Consider the following 18,670-nt stretch of genomic DNA (forward strand, 5'->3'; position numbering starts at 1 on the left):
TTAAAATATTTGAAAACTTTACCCGGTTTCAAGTGGCCTTTGAAAATAAAATCAACAACAAGTGAGAAACTTCGTCGCAACGATCCTGTGCTGTTCCCTTCTTCAATTTGGACAGGCACAACAAACTGGATTTTTCACTGATCCCCGGAACGGATATAAACAAGCCAAGGAATATTATCAGCAGGGACAATACAGTCTTGCTTACCCGATATTTCGTGAATTGTATCAGCAGCAGCGGGAACCAGATATTACCAACAATGCCCTTAACTCCCAGGAATTACGGTTTTATACCTTATCCTGCGGTTTGATGCTGAATGAAAAAGGCGCCCTTGAACAGGCAACAGAATATGTAGAACTGGAGGAAAATGTTAGTAGGGTAGAGTTGATGAGTTATCATCTTGGCGAATACTATTTTCGTCAGAAAGATTTTTACCAGGCTGTAAATTTTTACGAAAAGACTTCCCTGACAAATCTGGAAAACAGCCAGGTGGCAACCCTGAAATTTCACCAGGGTTACAGTTATTTCAACCTTCAGCAGTTTGAAAAAGCAAAGCCGCTGCTGGATGCAGTGCGCCAGATGAAAAGTTCACCCCACTATGTGGATGCCAATTATTATTATGGCTTTATCGCGTTCAGAGACCGCCAGTACCGAACAGCGCTGGAATCGTTCCGGATCGTGGAAAATGCGGAGGCCTATAGTGATGTTGTTCCTTATTATATTGCCAGTATTTTATATATAACAGGTGATAAGGAAAAGGCTTTGGAATATGCCGGCGGAAAGTTGTCAAAGGGAAAAGGTTATTATGACCTTGAATTATCAAAGCTGGTTGGACATGGCTGGTTTGAAAAAGGAGAGTATGCAAAAGCCCTGCCTTACCTTGAAAAATTTGCTGAGCGAAATACGTTGGGTCGCTACGACCAGTATGAGTTATCCTACACACAATACCAGTTAAAACAATATCCTAAGGCGATTGAAGGGTTTAAAAAGCTATCTGGAAAAGAAGATTCGCTGGCACAAAACTCGATGTATCTACTTGGCGATGCCTACCTGAAAACCGGGCAAAAAGCCAATGCACGAAATGCATTTTTATTTTGTGCCATCAACAGTTCAAATCCAACGCAGCAGGAGATATCTAAATTCAATTATGGTAAGTTATCCTACGAATTGGGATACCATGATATTGCATTAAATGAATTGCAGCAGTTTTTGACCACCTACCCCAATTCCAGTTATGCAGCTGAAGCGCGTGAAGTATTGGTAGGCGTAATGGCCACCACCAGCAATTTTAAAGACGCGCTAACCTTGCTGGAAGGCATTCGCCAGCCATCGGAGCAGGTAAAACGATTTTATCCTTCCATATTGTACGGTCGCGCGACTGAACTGATCAATGATAACCGATTAGAGGAAGCCGACCTGTTGCTCGACAAAGCGTTGAAATCACCATACAATACGGCCATTCTACCGTTGGCCCAGTTTTGGAAAGGCGAGCTTGCATATCGCACCGGTGCAGTTGAAGAAGCGATTGAATATTATTCCGATTACCTCAAAAATCCGGTGACCAATAATGAAGTCAGCAGTACCAATGCGAATTATAATTTGGGTTACGCCTATCTGCGAAAAGAGTTATACCGCCAGGCACAGGCCAGTTTTGATGCGGTGATAAAAACACCTGCAGCAAGATCATCGCAGGTGGAACAGGATGCTTTTATCAGGTCTGCAGATGCGGTTTACATGCAGCGTGATTATAAAAAAGCTTCCTCTATGTATGATCGTGCCATCCAACTGGGATGGGCCTCGAGTGATTATGCGAATTTTCAGAAAGCCATGATCGCCGGTATTTCCAATTCTGGCGATAAAATCCGGCTGTTGCAGCAACTACAGCAGAAGTACCCCAATTCTTCTTTGATACCGGATGCGAATATGGAAATTGCCCAATCTTACCTGGCAAATGAAGATTTTAAAGAAGCAATTCCTTATCTGCAGGCAGTGATCAAAGATGCCCGCAGTGAAGCCCTGAAGCCAAGAGCCTATTTACGTGCAGGCATTGCGCACTATAACCTGGGAAATAATGAAGCGGCATTGGAGCAATACAATACGTTACTGGAACAATATCCCAATTCAACCGAGGCGGAAGATGCACTGGACAATGCAAGAAGCATTTATGTGGAAGAGGGCCGTACGAGTGAATATATCGGGTATGCCAGAAAAATGGGCCGGGATATTTCTACCAGTCAACAGGATTCACTTTCTTATGCTGAAGCAGAAATACAATTGAGCAACGGAAATTTCACCAATGCCATCAGCCGGTTTGATACTTATCTTAAAAACTATCCACAGGGTCGCTATGTAGTGGAGGCAAACTATTATAAGGGAGAAATTCACCTAAGCAGAAAAGAATTCGCACCAGCTGCTGCAGCTTATGAAGCCGTGGCTAGTCGTGTTCCAAATAAGTTTGGAGAAAAATCACTGTTGCAGGCAGCCCGGATCAATTTCTTCGATCTGAAGCAATATGAAAAAGCGGCCGGCCTGTATGCGCAATTAAAGAATTTTGCAAGCACAGAAGAAAATAAACTGGAGGCCATGCGCGGACAGTTACGAAGTGAGTTTCAGTTGGAACAATGGTCTGAAGCTGTAGATAATGCGAAGGAATTGCTAAAAGCAAAAGGTGCCAGTGGCGATGATAAACTGCTCAGCAATATGGTGCTAGCACGGGCAGCCCAGGAAGAAAAGAACTATGACCTGGCCATTTCTTACTACAAAGCGGCAGTGACAGGTGGAAAAGGTGCGTATAGTGCGGAAGCACGTTACCAGATTGCCTGGTGTTTATTTGAGCAGTCAAAATTAAAAGAGTCGGAAAAAGCAGCATTTGAAGTAATCAATAAAAGCGGTTCTTATGAAGAATGGGTAACACGTTCCTATTTATTGCTGGGAGATATTTATATGAAACAGCAGGATTATTTCAATGCAAAAGCAACCTATCAGAGTATTGTAGAGAATGCCTCCATTCCTGAATTGAAGGAACTGGCACAACAAAAACTCAAGCAGGCAACCGAGGCAGAGAGCAAACAGAATACCATTTCCGCCAACAATTGAATCAACTAAAGAACGTATTTCAATGAGCAATATTCAGGTAATTGGAAAATCGCTGGTGCTGGGAGCAGGGTTAGTATTCCTGGGACTTTGTGCAATGGCACAGGATAGCAGTAAAAGAAAAACCATTGATATAACCTCCACATTTAAACCGGTTTTGCGGGATGCGGTAAAACTTAATTTTTCAGCCGCACAACCGGCACTTGATACCACGAGGCCGGTTTTGGGTTATTCCATACCCGTTCAGCAGGTTAAATTGCCTTATCAGCCAGGAACATTGAAACCGGTTGCCATGCAGATTGACTCGTTGGTACCCTGGAAGAATAGCCAGTATGTAAAAGTTGGCGTGGGCAACAATCATATTCCGTATGCTCAGGCCGGATTTAGTTTTGGTGAAGGAAAAACATCTTACCTGAATTTGTACGGAGAAGTATTTGCCAGTAAAGGAAAGCTTGATTTTCAAAAGCATAATATGGCGGAAGCCAGGGCCAGGGCCGGTCAAATGCTGAATAAAAATCACCAGGTTTCAGCAATGGTTGGTTTCAAGGGCGAAGATTATTTTCTGTATGGCTACCGGCCAACTACGCTGGATTTCACCAAGCGTGAATTACGACAGCAGTTTCAGACGCTGGATGGTGAGGTTACCTTACGCAACACCGACCCTACTGAATTTGGATTGAGTTATCAGCCTACTGTAAGAGTTGTATCCTTCCGTCACAAAAATGCCGACAGCAGTGCTCGTGAACAGAATTTTGTGTTTAAGTTGCCGGTTCAGAAAACATTTGGAAAAAGTTTTGGCATTAACCTGGCGTTTACTGGTGATCTGACAAACTATAAAGCCGATGGAAAATCTTCCATCAAAAACAACCTGTTTCAACTTGCGCCTTCCCTGTTATTGAAAACACCAAACGTATCTATTCAAACGGGCATCCTCCCGTCCTGGGATAATAAGGTGTTTCATATGTTGCCAAATATTCTGGCAGACTTTACCACCAACGACAAGCAGTTTACCTTTCAGGCGGGTTATATCGGTTATTTCAATAAGGGAAGTATGCAGCGATTTTCGACCATCAATCCCTGGATTGCACAGCCCGATCAATTGCTTAACACCAGGGTAGTAGAACTGTATGGTGGAATCAAAGGGGTGCTGGCGCAACATTTTACCTATAATGCCAAACTGGGTGTACAGAAACAACGGAATGTAAACCTGTTTGTAAATGACCTGAGGGATGGTAAAACCTTTTTAACGGTCTATGCTCCAGAAATGGATGTTGTAACAGTGCATGGTGAAATAGGGTATCATAAAGGAGAGAAGTTCACCTTTACCTCTGGAGTTACCTACAATAATTTCGTAGATGTGGAAGGACAGGAAAAAGCATGGGGCCTTTTCCCACTGGAAGTAAATGCAAGCCTTCGCTGGAAAATCATGGATGATCTGTATTTCAAAACAGATTTCATCGGTTGGGATGGTCCGGCTTACCGGAATCAATCCGGATTGGCATTTAAAGGAGATAAGGCATTTGACCTCAGTTCCGGATTGGAATTTAAGGTAACTAAATCCATTGATCTCTGGTTGCAAATGAATAATATCCTGAACAATCGGTACGAGCGCTGGAACCAATACCAGGTATATGGTTTTAACGTGCTGGGCGGGGTGATTTTGAGATTGAACCGCTGATCTGATAAGTATTTTTTGACGGGTCAGGTAAAATTCGGTTTTTTGTCCGATTGGAACCTGTATGGAAAGACTGGATGTATTAACCAATTATTTATTGCAACAAAAGCGAATCAGCATTCCTGGTTTGGGCACACTCCATATGGAGAGGGTACCGGCTAGAACAGATTTTGTGAATGCCCGGATTCTTCCGCCTTTGTACAGATTCCGTTTTGATCAGTATTTTGACGCACCGGATAAAGACCTGTTTGGTTATTTGTCTAATCACCTTGGTATCCCGGATTTTGAAGCCGTAAAATGGTACAATGAATTTGCTTATGCATTACGATCCAAAATCAGGAATAATGAAGCTGCAGAATGGCCCGGGCTGGGAAGTTTTGTTTCAGATGATAAAGGTGAAATCACATTTGTAACAGAGAAGCCTTCTTTTGATCTTCCGGATCCGGTTCCTGCAAACCGGATCATACACGAACACACGGAACATGCAATTTTGATTGGTGATCGTGAGGTGGTGGTATCTGATCTTACAGAAAAATCTACCGAGGCAGTTTTCATTGAACGGGGCTCGTGGTGGATTTATGCATTGATTATCGCGGCGCTGGCATTGATCGCCATCGGTTACCATTATTTCCTTCAGGACCAAGGTCAACAAAGTGGGGGAAGCCAGCAGAAAGTTCCTGCCTACCAAATGCCTTCCACCAGCAGAACAATTAATAACTAGTATGGGATCGATTCATATTACTGCCTGCCCGATTTGTGCTGCAGGTACCATCCACCCGGTACTTGAACTTCAGGACTTATCGGTATCCAAACAGGCATTTGCTATATGGGAATGCGAACAGTGCAGTTTTCGATTTACGCAGGATATTCCTGACCAGGCTGCCATCGCACCTTTTTATAAATCTGAAAATTATATATCTCATAGTGATACTAACAAGGGATTTATAAATCGGTTATACCATTTGGTTAGACGGTTTACATTAAGAGGCAAACGTACTTTGGTAGAACGGGAAAGCGCAAAAAGTTCCGGGCGGTTATTGGATGTAGGGGCAGGTACCGGTGCTTTTCTTATGGAAATGAAAGCTGCCGGCTGGAATGTAACTGGTCTTGAACCGGATGCGGATGCAAGAATACTGGCGCAATCTAAAACAGGTTTATTACTTCAGGAACCGGATACTCTGTTTCAACTACCTGCTGAAAATTTTGATGTTATCACACTATGGCATGTGTTGGAGCATGTTCATTCATTACATGAGTATCTTGATAAATTTCATGGTTTATTGAAGCGGGATGGAGTTTTACTTATTGCAGTACCCAATTATACATCCGGTGATGCCCATCATTATCAGCAATATTGGGCAGCTTACGATGTGCCTAGGCATTTGTATCACTTTTCTCCCAAAGCCATGCGCACACTCATGGAAAAACACAGTTTCAGAGTGATGCGAATACTGCCCATGTGGTTTGATAGCTTTTATGTAAGCATGCTCAGTGAAACCTATCGGAAAGGCAAATCCAACCTAGCTGCGGCCTTTTGGCAGGGATTGAAATCCAATCTTGCCGCAATGAGGGATCGCGAGAAAGCGAGTTCCCTAATTTATGTTATCAAAAAAATTTAGTTGAACTGAACTTCCAGGAGCACCGGCCAGAGTTTGCCGGTAATATAGATTTTCCCGGATGCGGAGTCATAGGCAATTCCATTCAATACAGCATCTCCGTTATTGTAATCGGTATTTGGAAAGTACTGTTGTTTCATGGAATCCAGCATATTGGATAAATCAGCTCGGGCAATCACCTGACCGTTTGAAGGATCGATTTTCAGGATATAATTCGTTTGCCATTGATTCGCATAAATATACCCGTTTATATATTCCAGTTCATTCAGATTATTAACAGGTCCATACTCATTTGTTACACTCAGAATGCGGGCTGTTTTAAAATCCGTTGCATCAAGAAAATACAGATTGCTGGAGCCATCTGATAAAATCAGGTGGGTGCTGTCGTGAGTGAGTCCCCATCCTTCGGTTTTAATCTGGAACTCGCCTGTTTTTTTCAGCGTGGCCGGGTCGTAAATAAAACCTTTTCTTTCTGTCCAGGTAAGCTGAAATAATTTATCCTGGAATATGGTTATCCCTTCACCGAAATAATCCTTGCTTAAGGGTTGGGTGGCTATAGCTTTTCCTGAGCTGAGATCAATTTTGGAAATCCTGGACTGGTATGGATTAACGCCAGGTTTGCCTCCGGTACTTTCAAAAAGTTGTCCTTTGTAAACTTCAAATCCCTGTACATAAGAACTGGTATCATGCAGATATATATTTACCGTATTCACCTGAAAACTGGCGGGGGCTGGTAGATTCGTGGAAGGTTGACCAGGCAGTTCACCACTTGGCTGCGGCGCATTATTGCAGGCAGCTATCAGAAACAGGAAACAGATTGCAAAAAGAGGGTTCTTTTTAATTGACATGGGAGCAAAGTTACTGTCCCGTTGGTATCCATTCGTCTAAAAAACGCTAAAAAAGGGCCATTAATCTTTGAATTTCAACCAAAAAGCAGTTGTTTTACAGTTCTTCATCGAATATCCTTTGACAAGTACTGTCGAAATCTACCCAATGAATTGCTGTTAATCCACGCTATGATAGGCCGTCCAAACAATCCATTTGTTCATGAGACGGATACTGGTACTCTTACTATTATTGATCATACCTGCCCTTATATTCGCCCAGAAAGCGTGTGTACAGGACGGCTCTCCCCTTATTGCCAATACTTCTTTCTCCATATCACCGTCAATTTCTTCTTCTCCGCTTGCACCGATTTTTGAAATACCTGCTCGCATAACGGTTCCCGTTGTTGTGCATATTCTTGAATCAGCTGCATTCTCTGTTTCAGATGAGCAGGTGCAATCACAGCTCAATGCGCTCAACCGCGATTTTCAGGCTGCAAACGCTGACCTGGTAAGGGTTCCGGATCGCTTTAAACACCTGGCAGCCAATTGTAATATCCGCTTTGAACTTGCAAAAGTAGATCCTGCCGGCGAGCCAACCTCCGGGATCGTTCGTGTAAAAGCAGGTGTAAATCAATTCTCTCTCGATAACAGGATCAAGTTTCGCTCAAGAGGTGGAGCGGATGCCTGGCCTGCTGCACATTACCTGAATATTTGGGTTGGCAATATGGTGAGTGGTATTATGGGGTATTCCAGTATGCCAGGGGATGCTCCGGAACTGGATGGAGTGGTATTAAATCACACAGTATTTGGTACACTGAATAAAAGAGGAAGATATACACTCGGTCGGGTGGCTGTACATGAAGTAGGTCACTGGTTAGGTCTCAAACATATATGGGGAGATGCATATTGTGGTGATGATGGAATTGCCGATACTCCCCCTCAAAAAACATACAATCGTGGTTGTCCTTCCGGAGTAATAAATTCCTGCGGAAATGATCCTAACGGTGATATGTATATGAATTACATGGACCTCACAGATGACAGTTGCATGTATATGTTTACCCTTGGACAACGGGAAAGAATGCGTTCGGTATTTGCAGCTGGTGCGCCAAGGAACAGCATACTAGCCGGACTTGCATTACAAACAGACGGTGAACCAATTGATCCTGAATGGGGACTGCCGGATCCTGCCACCATAAAAGCACAACCCTTACAGATATTCCCTGTACCCGCTTCCACCGAAATCCGGGTTGAAATTTCGGATTACGAAACACTCAAACAGAAACAATTATTCATTTATAACATGATGGGTCAACAACTAATGCAGGTACCCATTCGCAGCAGCCAGGTCATCATTCCGATTGGTAAACTGGCACCTGGTCAATACCTTATAAAAACGGACAGGGCAGACCAGGCGGTGGGGAGGTTTGTGAAAATGTGAAAGGTGAAAGGTGAAAAGTGAAAGTGGTGAAAAGATATGAACGTGAAAACAGAGTGGTTTGTAAAAAGAAAAGGCTGTACCAAAATACAGCCTTTTCACGTATTGTGTTTTCACTTTTCACCTTTCACTTCCTAGAGGTGAATCGCTTCTCCATACGCCACTTCAATCGCGTCCTTGATTCCTTCAGAAATGGTGGGGTGGGGGTGAATGCTGTTTAGCACTTCGTGGTAAGTGGTCTCCAACTTGCGGGCTACTACAGTTTCAGCAATCATTTCGGTTACATTGTATCCGATCATGTGTGTGCCTAACCACTCGCCGTACTTGGCATCGAAAATCACTTTTACAAATCCTTCCGTTGCACCGGCAGCCTGCGCTTTACCGGAAACGCTCAGCGGGAATTTACCCACTTTAATTTCATAACCGGCTTCTTTGGCAGCTTTCTCAGTAAATCCTACTGATGCAATTTCTGGTGTGCAATAGGTACATCCCGGAACATTATTATAATCCAGGGCTTCCGGCTGATGGTGGTATTTCTTCTCAGCATAACCGATGTTCTCTGCACAAATAATTCCTTCTTTGGATGCTACGTGCGCCAGTGCTTGTCCGGGTACACAATCTCCAATCGCATAAATGCCAGGAACACTTGTCTGGTAGAACTTATCTACCACAATTCTTCCCTTATCTGTTTTAATGCCATTTTCTTCCAGGCCAATTCCTTCAATGTTCGCAACCACTCCGGCTGCACTCAATACAATATCCGCTTCCAGTGTCACTTCTCCATTTGGTGTTTTCACTTTTGCTTTTACACCAGCACCGGATGTGTCAACTGATTCCACGGATGAATTTGTCATCACCTCAATGCCGGATTTTTTATACGACTTCTCCAATTCTTTAGAAATGTCTTCATCTTCCACCGGAACAATCCGCGGCATGAATTCAACGATGGTCACTTTTGTTCCCATACTGTTGTAGAAATACGCGAACTCCACACCAATGGCGCCACTTCCCACTACAATCATGCTCTTCGGCTGCTGTGGTAATACCATTGCTTCGCGATAGCCGATCACTTTTTTACCATCCTGCTTAAGGCTTGGCAGTTCACGACTGCGACCACCGGTTGCAATGATGATGTGTTTGGCTTCTACAACTTCTTTGGTGCCATCCGCCTTGCTTACTTCCACTTTACCTTTGGACTGTACCTTTCCGAAGCCCATGATCACATCGATCTTGTTCTTCTTCATCAGGAATTGTACACCCTTACTCATTTTATCAGCAACGCCGCGACTGCGTTTAATTACTTTTTCAAAATTGTGCTTTCCACTTGCTTCAATTCCATAGGCTTCCGCATGTTTGATGTATTCCATCACCTGCGCACTTTTCAGCAATGCCTTTGTGGGAATACAACCCCAGTTCAGACAAACTCCTCCCAGGCTTTCCTTTTCAATAACGGCTGTTTTAAACCCTAACTGTGAAGCACGGATAGCGGCCACATAACCACCAGGTCCACTACCGATCACAACAACGTCGTATGCCATAATCTATATTTTAATTGTAGGTTGATATTTTGTTATCTGATCTGCGAAACTAACTTAGAAGCCCCAAATCGCCAAACCACTAACGATTGGCATCATTCATACGAATCTTGCGACCCTTGTATGTCTTCCCGTCAATCGCTTTGATCATCTTGGATGCAGCAGCTTTGTCCACTTCAATCCAACTGTTCATTTCCTTCATATCAATCCGACCCAGAGCGTCTTTGCGCAAATCACTCATGTCCAGGATGAACTGAAGAAAGCTGGCTTTGTAGAACCCATCTTTCGTGCCAAGATTCACAAAGAGTTTGGTGGTATTAGCCGGACCTTCAAAACTTCTTCCGCGACCCGCATCTCTATCCCGCCGTTGTCCATCACCCCTGCTGCCGAAATCTCTGCCAACCTGCTGACGAGCTCTGCTGCGATCTTCCCGTATGTTCAGATCCTCTGCATTTTCATAGTATTTCAGGAAACGGTCAAATTCCATGGCAGCCACCCGCTTCAGGATATCCTCCTTGCTCATGTCGGCAAATTTCTCTTCCAGCATGGGCACATAGGTTTCATAATTACCATGACTAATATCTGTTTCCAGGAGCTTGTCCATAAAATAGAAAAACTGTTTCCGGCATACATCTTTACCGGTTGGGATTTCCAGTTTATTGAAAGGTGCCTGAACAATTTTTTCAATCTGGCGGAGACGGAAAGTCTCACGGCTATGCACAATCGACATACAGATACCGGTTTTTCCGGCACGGCCGGTACGGCCGCTTCTGTGGGTATATACTTCGATGTCGTCGGGTAATTCGTAGTTGATCACATGCGTGATTTCTTTAACATCAATACCACGGGCAGCCACATCTGTTGCAATCAGCAACTGGAGGCTCTTATCGCGGAACTGACCCATCACTTTATCCCGTTGTGCCTGGGTAAGGTCACCATGCAGGGCATCGATATCATACCCTTCACGCGTCAGCTTTTCTGCTATTTCCTGGGCATCCAGTTTGGTGCGGGTAAAGATGATACCATACATGCCCGGGTTGAAATCAATCAGGCGTTTCAATGCTTCATAGCGGTGTTGTGCAGACGTTATATAGTATTGGTGATCAATGTTTTTGTTTGCTGTGTTTACCTTTCCAACCTGCACTTCTTTCGGATCGTTCATGTAACGCTTGCTTACCTTCTTGATTTCAGGTGGCATAGTAGCACTGAACAACCAGGTACTTTCGCGTTGAGGTGTGTTCTTCAGAATGAATTCAATATCATCCTGGAAACCCATGTTCAGCATTTCATCGGCTTCATCCAGTACCACATATTTTATTTGTTCTAGATTGATTGCTTTTCTCTCGATCAGGTCAATCAAACGACCTGGAGTAGCCACCACAATCTGAACACCGCGTTTGATATCGCGGATCTGTGCGCCAATGGAAGTCCCGCCATAAACCGCCACCATATTGATGGAAGTCTTGAACTTTTTGAACAACTCCATTTCTGTTACAATCTGGATGCAGAGTTCGCGGGTTGGACAAACAACCAGCGCCTGCGGGTATTTATCGGTAGTGGAAATTAGTTGTAAAAGGGGTAATCCGAAAGCTGCCGTTTTACCGGTTCCGGTTTGTGCAAGTCCCACTAAATCAGTGGTTCCGCTAAGAAGAATAGGAATCGCTTTTTCCTGAATCGGGGTAGGGTTTACAAATCCAAGGGCCGTCGTCGCTTTAACCAATTGCTCATCAAGTCCTAACCCATCAAATGTTATCATATATCAAAATTTGCGCAAAGGTAGGATATTAAACCCACTACATTTGCACATTATGAAACTAGACCTATTGGCTATCGGTGTCCATCCAGACGACGTAGAACTGGGTTGTTCGGGCACTATCATCAACGAAATCAGAAAAGGAAAGAAGGTTGGCATCGTGGATCTCACACAGGGAGAGCTCGGTACCCGGGGAACCATCGAAACCCGCTATGCCGAGGCTGCGGAAGCCTCCCGGATCATGGGAATTCATGTAAGGGAAAACCTGAAAATGCGGGATGGTTTTTTTGCCAATGATGAAAAACATCAGTTGGAACTAATTCGCATTATCCGGAAATACCAGCCGGAGATCGTATTGGCAAATGCACTGGAGGATCGCCATCCGGATCATGGAAGGGCAGGGAAGCTGATTGCGGATGCCTGTTTCCTGGCGGGATTGATCAAGATAGAAACCAAAGATGAGGATGGCAGGATCCAGGACCGCTGGCGTCCTAAATATGTGTTGCATTATATCCAGGACCGACTGCAAGAGCCGGATCTGCTGGTAGATATCTCCGATGTATTTGAGCAGCGGATGAAGGCAATTGAAGCGTATTCTACCCAGTTTTACAATCCGGATATGGAAACAGAGGGACCAGCAACCTATATCTCAACACCTGATTTCAGGGAGTCGGTAGTGGCCCGCGCCCGGATGCTAGGAAAAAGAATCGGTGTTCGTTACGCAGAAGGTTTCACAACACAGAAGACATTGGGAATCAGTAGCCTGGATGCACTTATCCAAAATGAGACATAAGATTAACAGTTCAAAGACTAAACACAAGTGAAATGCGTGAAGGTTTTTTGTACCTTCACGCATTAATTTTTATTTCGAACCTGCTATTTTTCTCATGGTTACTCCAAAGTTTAGTTCTTCTGCTCAATCCTTTCATGCAGAATTGAAAAGACGTATCAATCAGTATTTTGAAGAAAAAGGAAAGTCCACAACCGGCAACATGACCTTGTATACCAAGGCGATTATTCTGTTGGTTGCTTTTGTTTTTACCTATGTGCACCTGGTGTTTTTTACGCCGGTAACCTGGGTAGCGATCCTCGAATGCCTGCTGTTAGGCGGTATTGTTGCGGCGATCGGTTTTAACATTATGCACGACGGTGCACATGGAAGTTTCAGCAAATACAAATGGCTGAACCAGGTAGCTGCTTTCTCTCTGAATGTATTGGGTGGTAGCAGTTTTATGTGGAACGTAAAACACAATGTGATCCATCACGCCTATACCAACGTAGATGGACTGGATGATGATATTGATATCCAGCCCTGGATGCGGATGAGTACCACGCAGCCTAAATATAAATTCCATAAGTATCAGCATATTTACTTCTGGTTTTTGTATGCGCTGTTGTATATCCTCTGGATATTTGTGCTCGATTACAGCAAATATTTCGCGAGCAAAATCGGAAGCATGCCACTGAAGAAAATGAAACTCAGTGATCATATCACCTTCTGGGCATTCAAAGTGTTCAACCTATTCCTCTATGTAGGATTACCGATTTATATGGTAGGATTCCTGCCCTGGCTGGTAGGCTTCCTGGTATTCACCATGTTTGCCGGATTGGTGCTCAGCATCGTATTCCAGTTGGCGCATACGGTTGAGCATACTGCTTTCCCGGTTCCGGATGTGAATACAGGAAGACTGGAAGATGAGTGGGCTGTTCACCAGTTGAAAACCACAGCCAATTTTGCTACCAATAACAAACTGGTTTGCTGGCTGGTAGGCGGATTGAATTTCCAGGTGGAACATCACCTCTTCCCAAAGATTTCGCATGTGCATTATCCTGAGATCAGTAAGATCATCAGAAATGCCTGTGCTGAGTATGGTATTCCTTATATTGAGTATCCGAAAACAAGACTGGCGATCGCTTCCCATGTATCCTTTCTGAAGCAGATGGGACGTTCCTGATAGTCGTGAACTCTTCTTACATTTGGCGCTCTAAATTCTACTGAATGTCAACTGTAAGGGTGGGAATGGTACAAATGAGTTGTGCCGCCAATAAGGAAGAAAATTTACAAAAAGCTATAGCGGGAGTTAAACAGGCTGCTGAGAAAGGCGCACAGATCGTCTGCCTCCAGGAACTGTTTACCTCCCTTTATTTTTGTGATGTGGAAGACTATGCCAATTTTGAATTGGCGGAGCCTATACCCGGACCATCAACTGACCGCCTTAGTGCAGTAGCCAAAGAGTTGGGCGTAGTAATTATTGCCAGCCTTTTTGAGAAAAGAGCACAGGGATTGTATCACAATACAACAGCAGTGTTGGATGCGGATGGTACCTACCTGGGTAAGTACCGCAAAATGCATATCCCGGATGATCCGGCTTACTACGAGAAATTTTACTTCACACCGGGAGATCTCGGATATAAAATTTTCAAAACCAAATTTGCCACCTTCGGCGTTTTAATCTGCTGGGATCAGTGGTATCCGGAAGCGGCAAGGATAACTGCATTAATGGGTGCAGAGATCCTGTTTTACCCCACGGCAATTGGTTGGGCTACTTCACAGGATGATGCAACTAATACCGAGCAATACAATGCCTGGCAAACGATTCAAAGGAGCCATGCGGTTGCCAATGGCGTTCATGTGGTAAGTGTGAACCGCGTTGGTTTTGAACAGGACGGCGCGATGAAATTTTGGGGAGGATCCTTTATCAGTAATCCATTTGGTACTGTATTATACCAGGCATCACACGAACAGGAAGAAGTGCAGGTATTGGAAATAGATTTATCCAAAACAGACAGGTACCGGACACACTGGCCTTTTATGCGCGACAGAAGAATTGATTCCTATCAGCCCATCACCAAAAGATATATCGATGAATCATAAGACACCGGCAGAGCTGGGTTATTATTTTCCTGCTGAATTTGAGTTGCACCGCGCTACCTGGTTAAGTTGGCCACACAAGGAAGCCAGCTGGCCGGGAAAAATTCATACGATTTTTCCATACTACGCTGAGTTTGTTAAATGGCTGGCCAAAAGTGAGCGGGTATGCATCAACGTTAGAGATGAGGCCATGAAGACGTTTGCCCTTTCGCACCTTGAAAAAGCTGGTGTTGATTTGTCGCAGGTGGATTTCTTTTTCTTTCCTACCAATGATGCCTGGTGCCGGGATCATGGTCCTGCTTTTTTGCTCAACCCGTCGTTGGAGCAACCGAAAGCAGTTGTGGATTGGGGTTATAATGCATGGGGAGGGAAGTATCCACCCTTTGACCTGGATGATGTGATACCAACCCGAATAGCAGAACATTTTGGACTCCCGGTTTTTCATCCGGGCATTGTGATGGAAGGAGGTTCGGTGGAGTTCAATGGAAAGGGAACAGTAATGACAAGCACGGCCTGTTTGCTGAATCCGAATCGCAATCCGACATTAAACAAGGAAAAGATTGAATGGTACTTGCAGCAATATTACGGTGTGCAGCAGGTATTGTGGGTAGATGAGGGTATTGTAGGAGATGATACCGATGGCCATATTGATGATACGGTTCGCTTTGTGAATGAAGGCACGGTATTAACAGTAATTGAAGAAAACAAAGCAGATGAGAATTATGCCTTGTTGCAGACCAATCTGAAGCAGCTACAGCAGATGCGCTTACTTAATGGTAAACAGCTGAATATTGTAGAACTACCTATGCCGGATGAACTGGTATATGATGACCAGCGGCTGCCTTGTTCTTATGCCAACTTTTACATCGCGAATAAATATGTGATTGTTCCCACCTTTCGTTGTACAAAAGACGACCGGGCATTACAGATCATACAGGGTTGCTTCCCCGACCGCGAGGTTATCGGGATAGATTCTACTGAGATTATCTGGGGGCTGGGAAGTTTTCATTGCTTGAGTCAGCAAGAACCAATGGAATTATGAAGTATGAATTATGAATTATGAAGTGGGATTCGTCTCACTTCTCACTTCTCACGTTTCACGTTTCACGTCTGACGTCTCACATTTCCTCAACGCGCGCTAAGAAAATGTAAAAAGGATTTCTTTCCAGGATTAATTTTTTGTGCTTTCGCAACCTTGGCTGGTTTTTTGGGTTATGCTTTCCTGAATAACCTACAATCAGCAGATCACCAGGGCCCGGTGATAGTATTTCAATTAACGGGTAATTAATCTCAACAATTAAAAAAACATTTTTATGAAAAAGTTTTTCCTTTTCATGGTAATCGGTGCTGCCTCTATTTTTTCAGTAAACGCACAAAGTAAAGACATCGTTGGAGTAGCTGCAGGTAGTGCAGATCACAGCACGCTGGTGGCTGCTGTTAAAGCAGCTGATTTAGTAGGAACCTTGCAGGGAGCAGGACCTTTCACCGTATTTGCTCCTACCAACGCAGCTTTTGGCAAATTGCCATCTGGCACAGTAGATGGTCTGTTAAAGCCTGAAGCAAAGCCTGCACTTACTAAAATTCTGACCTACCATGTAGTGGCCGGTAAACTGGATGCTGCTGCAGTTGTAAAAGCCATCCAGGCAGGTGGTGGTAAAGCTGTATTGTCAACTGTAAGTGGCGGCAAACTTACAGCTTCATTGGATGGAGGTAAAGTAAAACTGACTGATGAAAACGGTGGAACTTCCTGGGTAACTGCAACCGATCTGAAAGCAACCAACGGAGTAATCCACGTGATTGACAGTGTGGTACTGCCAAAATAAGTCGTTCTATTTTTCCATTCGGATAAATAATTCAACATCTCTCCGGGGAGGTATGGAGTTGTAACAGGGCTCTATACTTCTCCGGCTGAATGTTTTTGCAAAGAGGTTTTCATACTCTTCTCTAGATCCTCCAAATGGTGGTCCCCCTTCAAATGCCCTGTTAAATAGTACCCCTACCAGTTTTCCACCGGGAGCAAGTAAATCGAACATTTTCTCGACATACTGAGTGCGCAGGGATGGATTCAACGCACAAAAAAAAGTCTGCTCAATTATGATATCATAGTTCCCCCGGTGTTCAAAAAAATCACCCGTAATGATGGTAAGCTCTTTGCCAACATTGGGTGCATACTTTTTAGCGAGTATAGCTGTCAGTTCCGGAGCAATATCAATAACAGTTATATGCTGAAAGCCTTTCTCTAATAAATAGGCGACCTCATATCCATTACCACAACCAGGAATTAAGATTCGTTTATTCTTATCCGTTAGCTGATCAAAATAATTGGTTAGGGGAGGGGATGCATAACCGATGTCCCAACCGGTTTCAGCATTGCGATACCGATCATTCCAGTACTGGCTGTCAAGTTTGCTAGACATCTTTCAAAGCTACTATTTTCATATAGATTAACCCAGTAAGTAGTTGACAACTAAATAGTTGCAAAGCGAACCAAATTTTTTATAAAAAATAGCTAACAATCGTTAGTTGAACAACTTTTTCGGTTATTTTTGCTCCACTTTAAGCGTATCCGATGCAGTTTCAGTTGACAGAAGAACAATTGATGATTCAAAAAGCGGCCCGGGATTTTGCACAGCAGCAATGTTTGCCGGGTGTGATTGAGCGCGATGAAAAACAACAGTTTCCCAAAGAGCAGATACTGCAATTGGCGGAGCTCGGTTTCATGGGAATGATGGTGGATCAAGCCTATGGCGGTGCCGGAATGGATACCATCAGTTATGTACTGGCAATGGAAGAGATCAGTAAGGTAGACGCCAGTGTGAGTGTTTGTATGAGCGTAAACAACAGCCTTGTGTGCTGGGGATTGGAAACCTTTGGATCGGAAGAACAAAAGCAAAAATACCTGACCCCATTAGCCCAGGGAAAGAAGGACGGCGACTTATATATCGGAGCCTTTTTATTAAGTGAACCCGAAGCAGGAAGTGATGCCACATCACAGCGCACCACAGCGGAAGATAAAGGTGATTATTACCTGTTGAACGGTACTAAAAACTGGATCACTAATGGTTCTTCGGCCTCGGTATACCTGGTGATAGCACAAACAGATGTTGCAAAAGGTTCTTCCGGCATTAATGCTTTTATCGTTGAAAAAAACTGGCCTGGCGTAAGTGTTGGTGCCAAAGAAAATAAAATGGGGATCCGCGGAAGTGACACACACAGCATCTCTTTTTCGGATGTAAAAGTGCCAAAGGAAAACCGGATTGGTGCGGATGGATTTGGGTTTAAATTTGCGATGAAAACCCTCGCAGGCGGCAGAATTGGTATTGCTGCCCAGGCACTGGGAATCGCAAGCGGTGCCTATGAATTATCAGTTGCCTATTCCAAACAGAGGAAGGCATTTGGAAAGGAAATTATGCACCACCAGGCTATCCAGTTTAAATTGGCGGATATGGCTACCAAAGTGGAAGCTGCCCGTCTCTTATGTCTGAAAGCTGCCTGGGAAAAGGATAACGGTCTCGACTACACGACAAGTAGTTCAATGGCCAAAGTGTATGCCTCCGAAGCAGCTATGTGGATCAGCACGGAAGCGGTACAGGTACATGGTGGCTATGGTTATGTAAAGGAATATCACGTTGAGCGATTGATGCGCGACGCCAAGATTACCCAGATTTATGAGGGTACATCCGAAGTACAGCGCATAGTAATTGGTCGCTCCGTACTAAAATAGGTTTGGTTTTGCTTGCTTGAGCGCCACTTCGAAAGAAGGGCGCTTTTTTTGTGAAACGTCAGACGTGAGATGTGAAAAGGGGAGAAAGGAAGAGGGAGAAAGGAGAAGGGAATGTCTCACATCTCACGTTTGACGTCTG

The 18,670-nt window shown here is 44.1% G+C and carries 15 protein-coding genes; 11 read left to right on the forward strand and 4 right to left on the reverse strand.

Features of this window, described 5'->3' with window-relative positions:
• The first annotated feature begins 61 nt into the window (after positions 1–61).
• The 4 genes from MD536_RS01625 (at position 62) to MD536_RS01640 (ending at position 6,385) form a co-directional block, all read left to right on the forward strand.
• Positions 62–3,094 carry a tetratricopeptide repeat protein gene (locus MD536_RS01625; RefSeq protein WP_239595059.1) on the forward strand — a complete coding sequence of 1,011 codons (3,033 nt, stop codon included), beginning with the start codon at positions 62–64 and terminating at the stop codon, positions 3,092–3,094.
• A gap of 22 nt (positions 3,095–3,116) precedes the next feature.
• Positions 3,117–4,769, forward strand: a complete 1,653-nt coding sequence (locus MD536_RS01630) for a hypothetical protein (RefSeq protein ID WP_239595060.1) — start codon at positions 3,117–3,119, stop codon at positions 4,767–4,769.
• 61 nt (positions 4,770–4,830) lie between these two features.
• Complete coding sequence (locus MD536_RS01635) at positions 4,831–5,487, forward strand: hypothetical protein (protein ID WP_239595062.1); 657 nt, start codon at positions 4,831–4,833, stop codon at positions 5,485–5,487.
• 1 nt (position 5,488) lies between these two features.
• A complete protein-coding gene (locus MD536_RS01640) occupies positions 5,489–6,385 on the forward strand; it encodes a class I SAM-dependent methyltransferase (protein ID WP_239595064.1) in 897 nt (298 codons plus the stop codon).
• Here MD536_RS01640 and MD536_RS01645 read toward each other — a convergent pair.
• Entirely contained in the window at positions 6,382–7,230 is an 849-nt protein-coding gene (locus MD536_RS01645) for a glutaminyl-peptide cyclotransferase (protein WP_239595066.1), read from the reverse strand. The genes MD536_RS01640 and MD536_RS01645 overlap by 4 nt on opposite strands.
• A 199-nt stretch (positions 7,231–7,429) precedes the next feature.
• On the opposite strand from MD536_RS01645, the gene MD536_RS01650 reads away from it, so the two are divergent.
• Positions 7,430–8,650: a M43 family zinc metalloprotease gene (locus MD536_RS01650; protein ID WP_239595068.1), complete on the forward strand. Its 1,221-nt coding sequence runs from the start codon at positions 7,430–7,432 to the stop codon at positions 8,648–8,650.
• A gap of 131 nt (positions 8,651–8,781) precedes the next feature.
• Here the strand turns inward: MD536_RS01650 and lpdA are convergent, their stop codons facing one another.
• Both lpdA and MD536_RS01660 read right to left on the reverse strand, forming a co-directional pair.
• Positions 8,782–10,185, reverse strand: a complete 1,404-nt coding sequence (lpdA, locus tag MD536_RS01655; RefSeq protein ID WP_239595070.1) for a dihydrolipoyl dehydrogenase — start codon at positions 10,183–10,185, stop codon at positions 8,782–8,784.
• Positions 10,186–10,264: 79 nt separating this feature from the next.
• Positions 10,265–11,938: a DEAD/DEAH box helicase gene (locus tag MD536_RS01660; protein ID WP_239595072.1), complete on the reverse strand. Its 1,674-nt coding sequence runs from the start codon at positions 11,936–11,938 to the stop codon at positions 10,265–10,267.
• 52 nt (positions 11,939–11,990) lie between these two features.
• Here MD536_RS01660 and bshB1 point away from each other — a divergent pair, with 52 nt between their 5' ends.
• From bshB1 to MD536_RS01685, 5 genes are all read left to right on the forward strand, one after another.
• Positions 11,991–12,728: a bacillithiol biosynthesis deacetylase BshB1 gene (gene bshB1, locus MD536_RS01665; RefSeq protein ID WP_239595074.1), complete on the forward strand. Its 738-nt coding sequence runs from the start codon at positions 11,991–11,993 to the stop codon at positions 12,726–12,728.
• A 94-nt stretch (positions 12,729–12,822) separates the two neighbouring features.
• Positions 12,823–13,890, forward strand: coding sequence for a fatty acid desaturase family protein (locus MD536_RS01670; protein WP_239595076.1), 1,068 nt, complete (start codon positions 12,823–12,825; stop codon positions 13,888–13,890).
• Between the two features lie 44 nt (positions 13,891–13,934).
• The gene (locus tag MD536_RS01675; protein ID WP_239595078.1) at positions 13,935–14,810 is read left to right on the forward strand and encodes a carbon-nitrogen hydrolase; all 876 of its coding nucleotides are present in this window, start codon (positions 13,935–13,937) and stop codon (positions 14,808–14,810) included.
• A complete protein-coding gene (locus tag MD536_RS01680) occupies positions 14,800–15,849 on the forward strand; it encodes an agmatine deiminase family protein (protein ID WP_239595079.1) in 1,050 nt (349 codons plus the stop codon). The genes MD536_RS01675 and MD536_RS01680 overlap by 11 nt, the downstream gene beginning before the upstream one ends.
• 271 nt (positions 15,850–16,120) lie before the next feature.
• Positions 16,121–16,630: a fasciclin domain-containing protein gene (locus tag MD536_RS01685; protein ID WP_317208102.1), complete on the forward strand. Its 510-nt coding sequence runs from the start codon at positions 16,121–16,123 to the stop codon at positions 16,628–16,630.
• Between the two features lie 6 nt (positions 16,631–16,636).
• Here MD536_RS01685 and MD536_RS01690 read toward each other — a convergent pair whose 3' ends face one another.
• Complete coding sequence (locus tag MD536_RS01690; RefSeq protein WP_239595081.1) at positions 16,637–17,224, reverse strand: methyltransferase; 588 nt, start codon at positions 17,222–17,224, stop codon at positions 16,637–16,639.
• 152 nt (positions 17,225–17,376) lie between these two features.
• Here MD536_RS01690 and MD536_RS01695 point away from each other — a divergent pair, with 152 nt between their 5' ends.
• Positions 17,377–18,531, forward strand: a complete 1,155-nt coding sequence (locus tag MD536_RS01695; protein ID WP_239595082.1) for an acyl-CoA dehydrogenase — start codon at positions 17,377–17,379, stop codon at positions 18,529–18,531.
• Positions 18,532–18,670 lie beyond the last annotated feature (139 nt).

The organism is Flavihumibacter cheonanensis (assembly GCF_022352215.1).
GTDB classification, from domain to species: Bacteria; Bacteroidota; Bacteroidia; order Chitinophagales; family Chitinophagaceae; genus Flavihumibacter; species Flavihumibacter cheonanensis.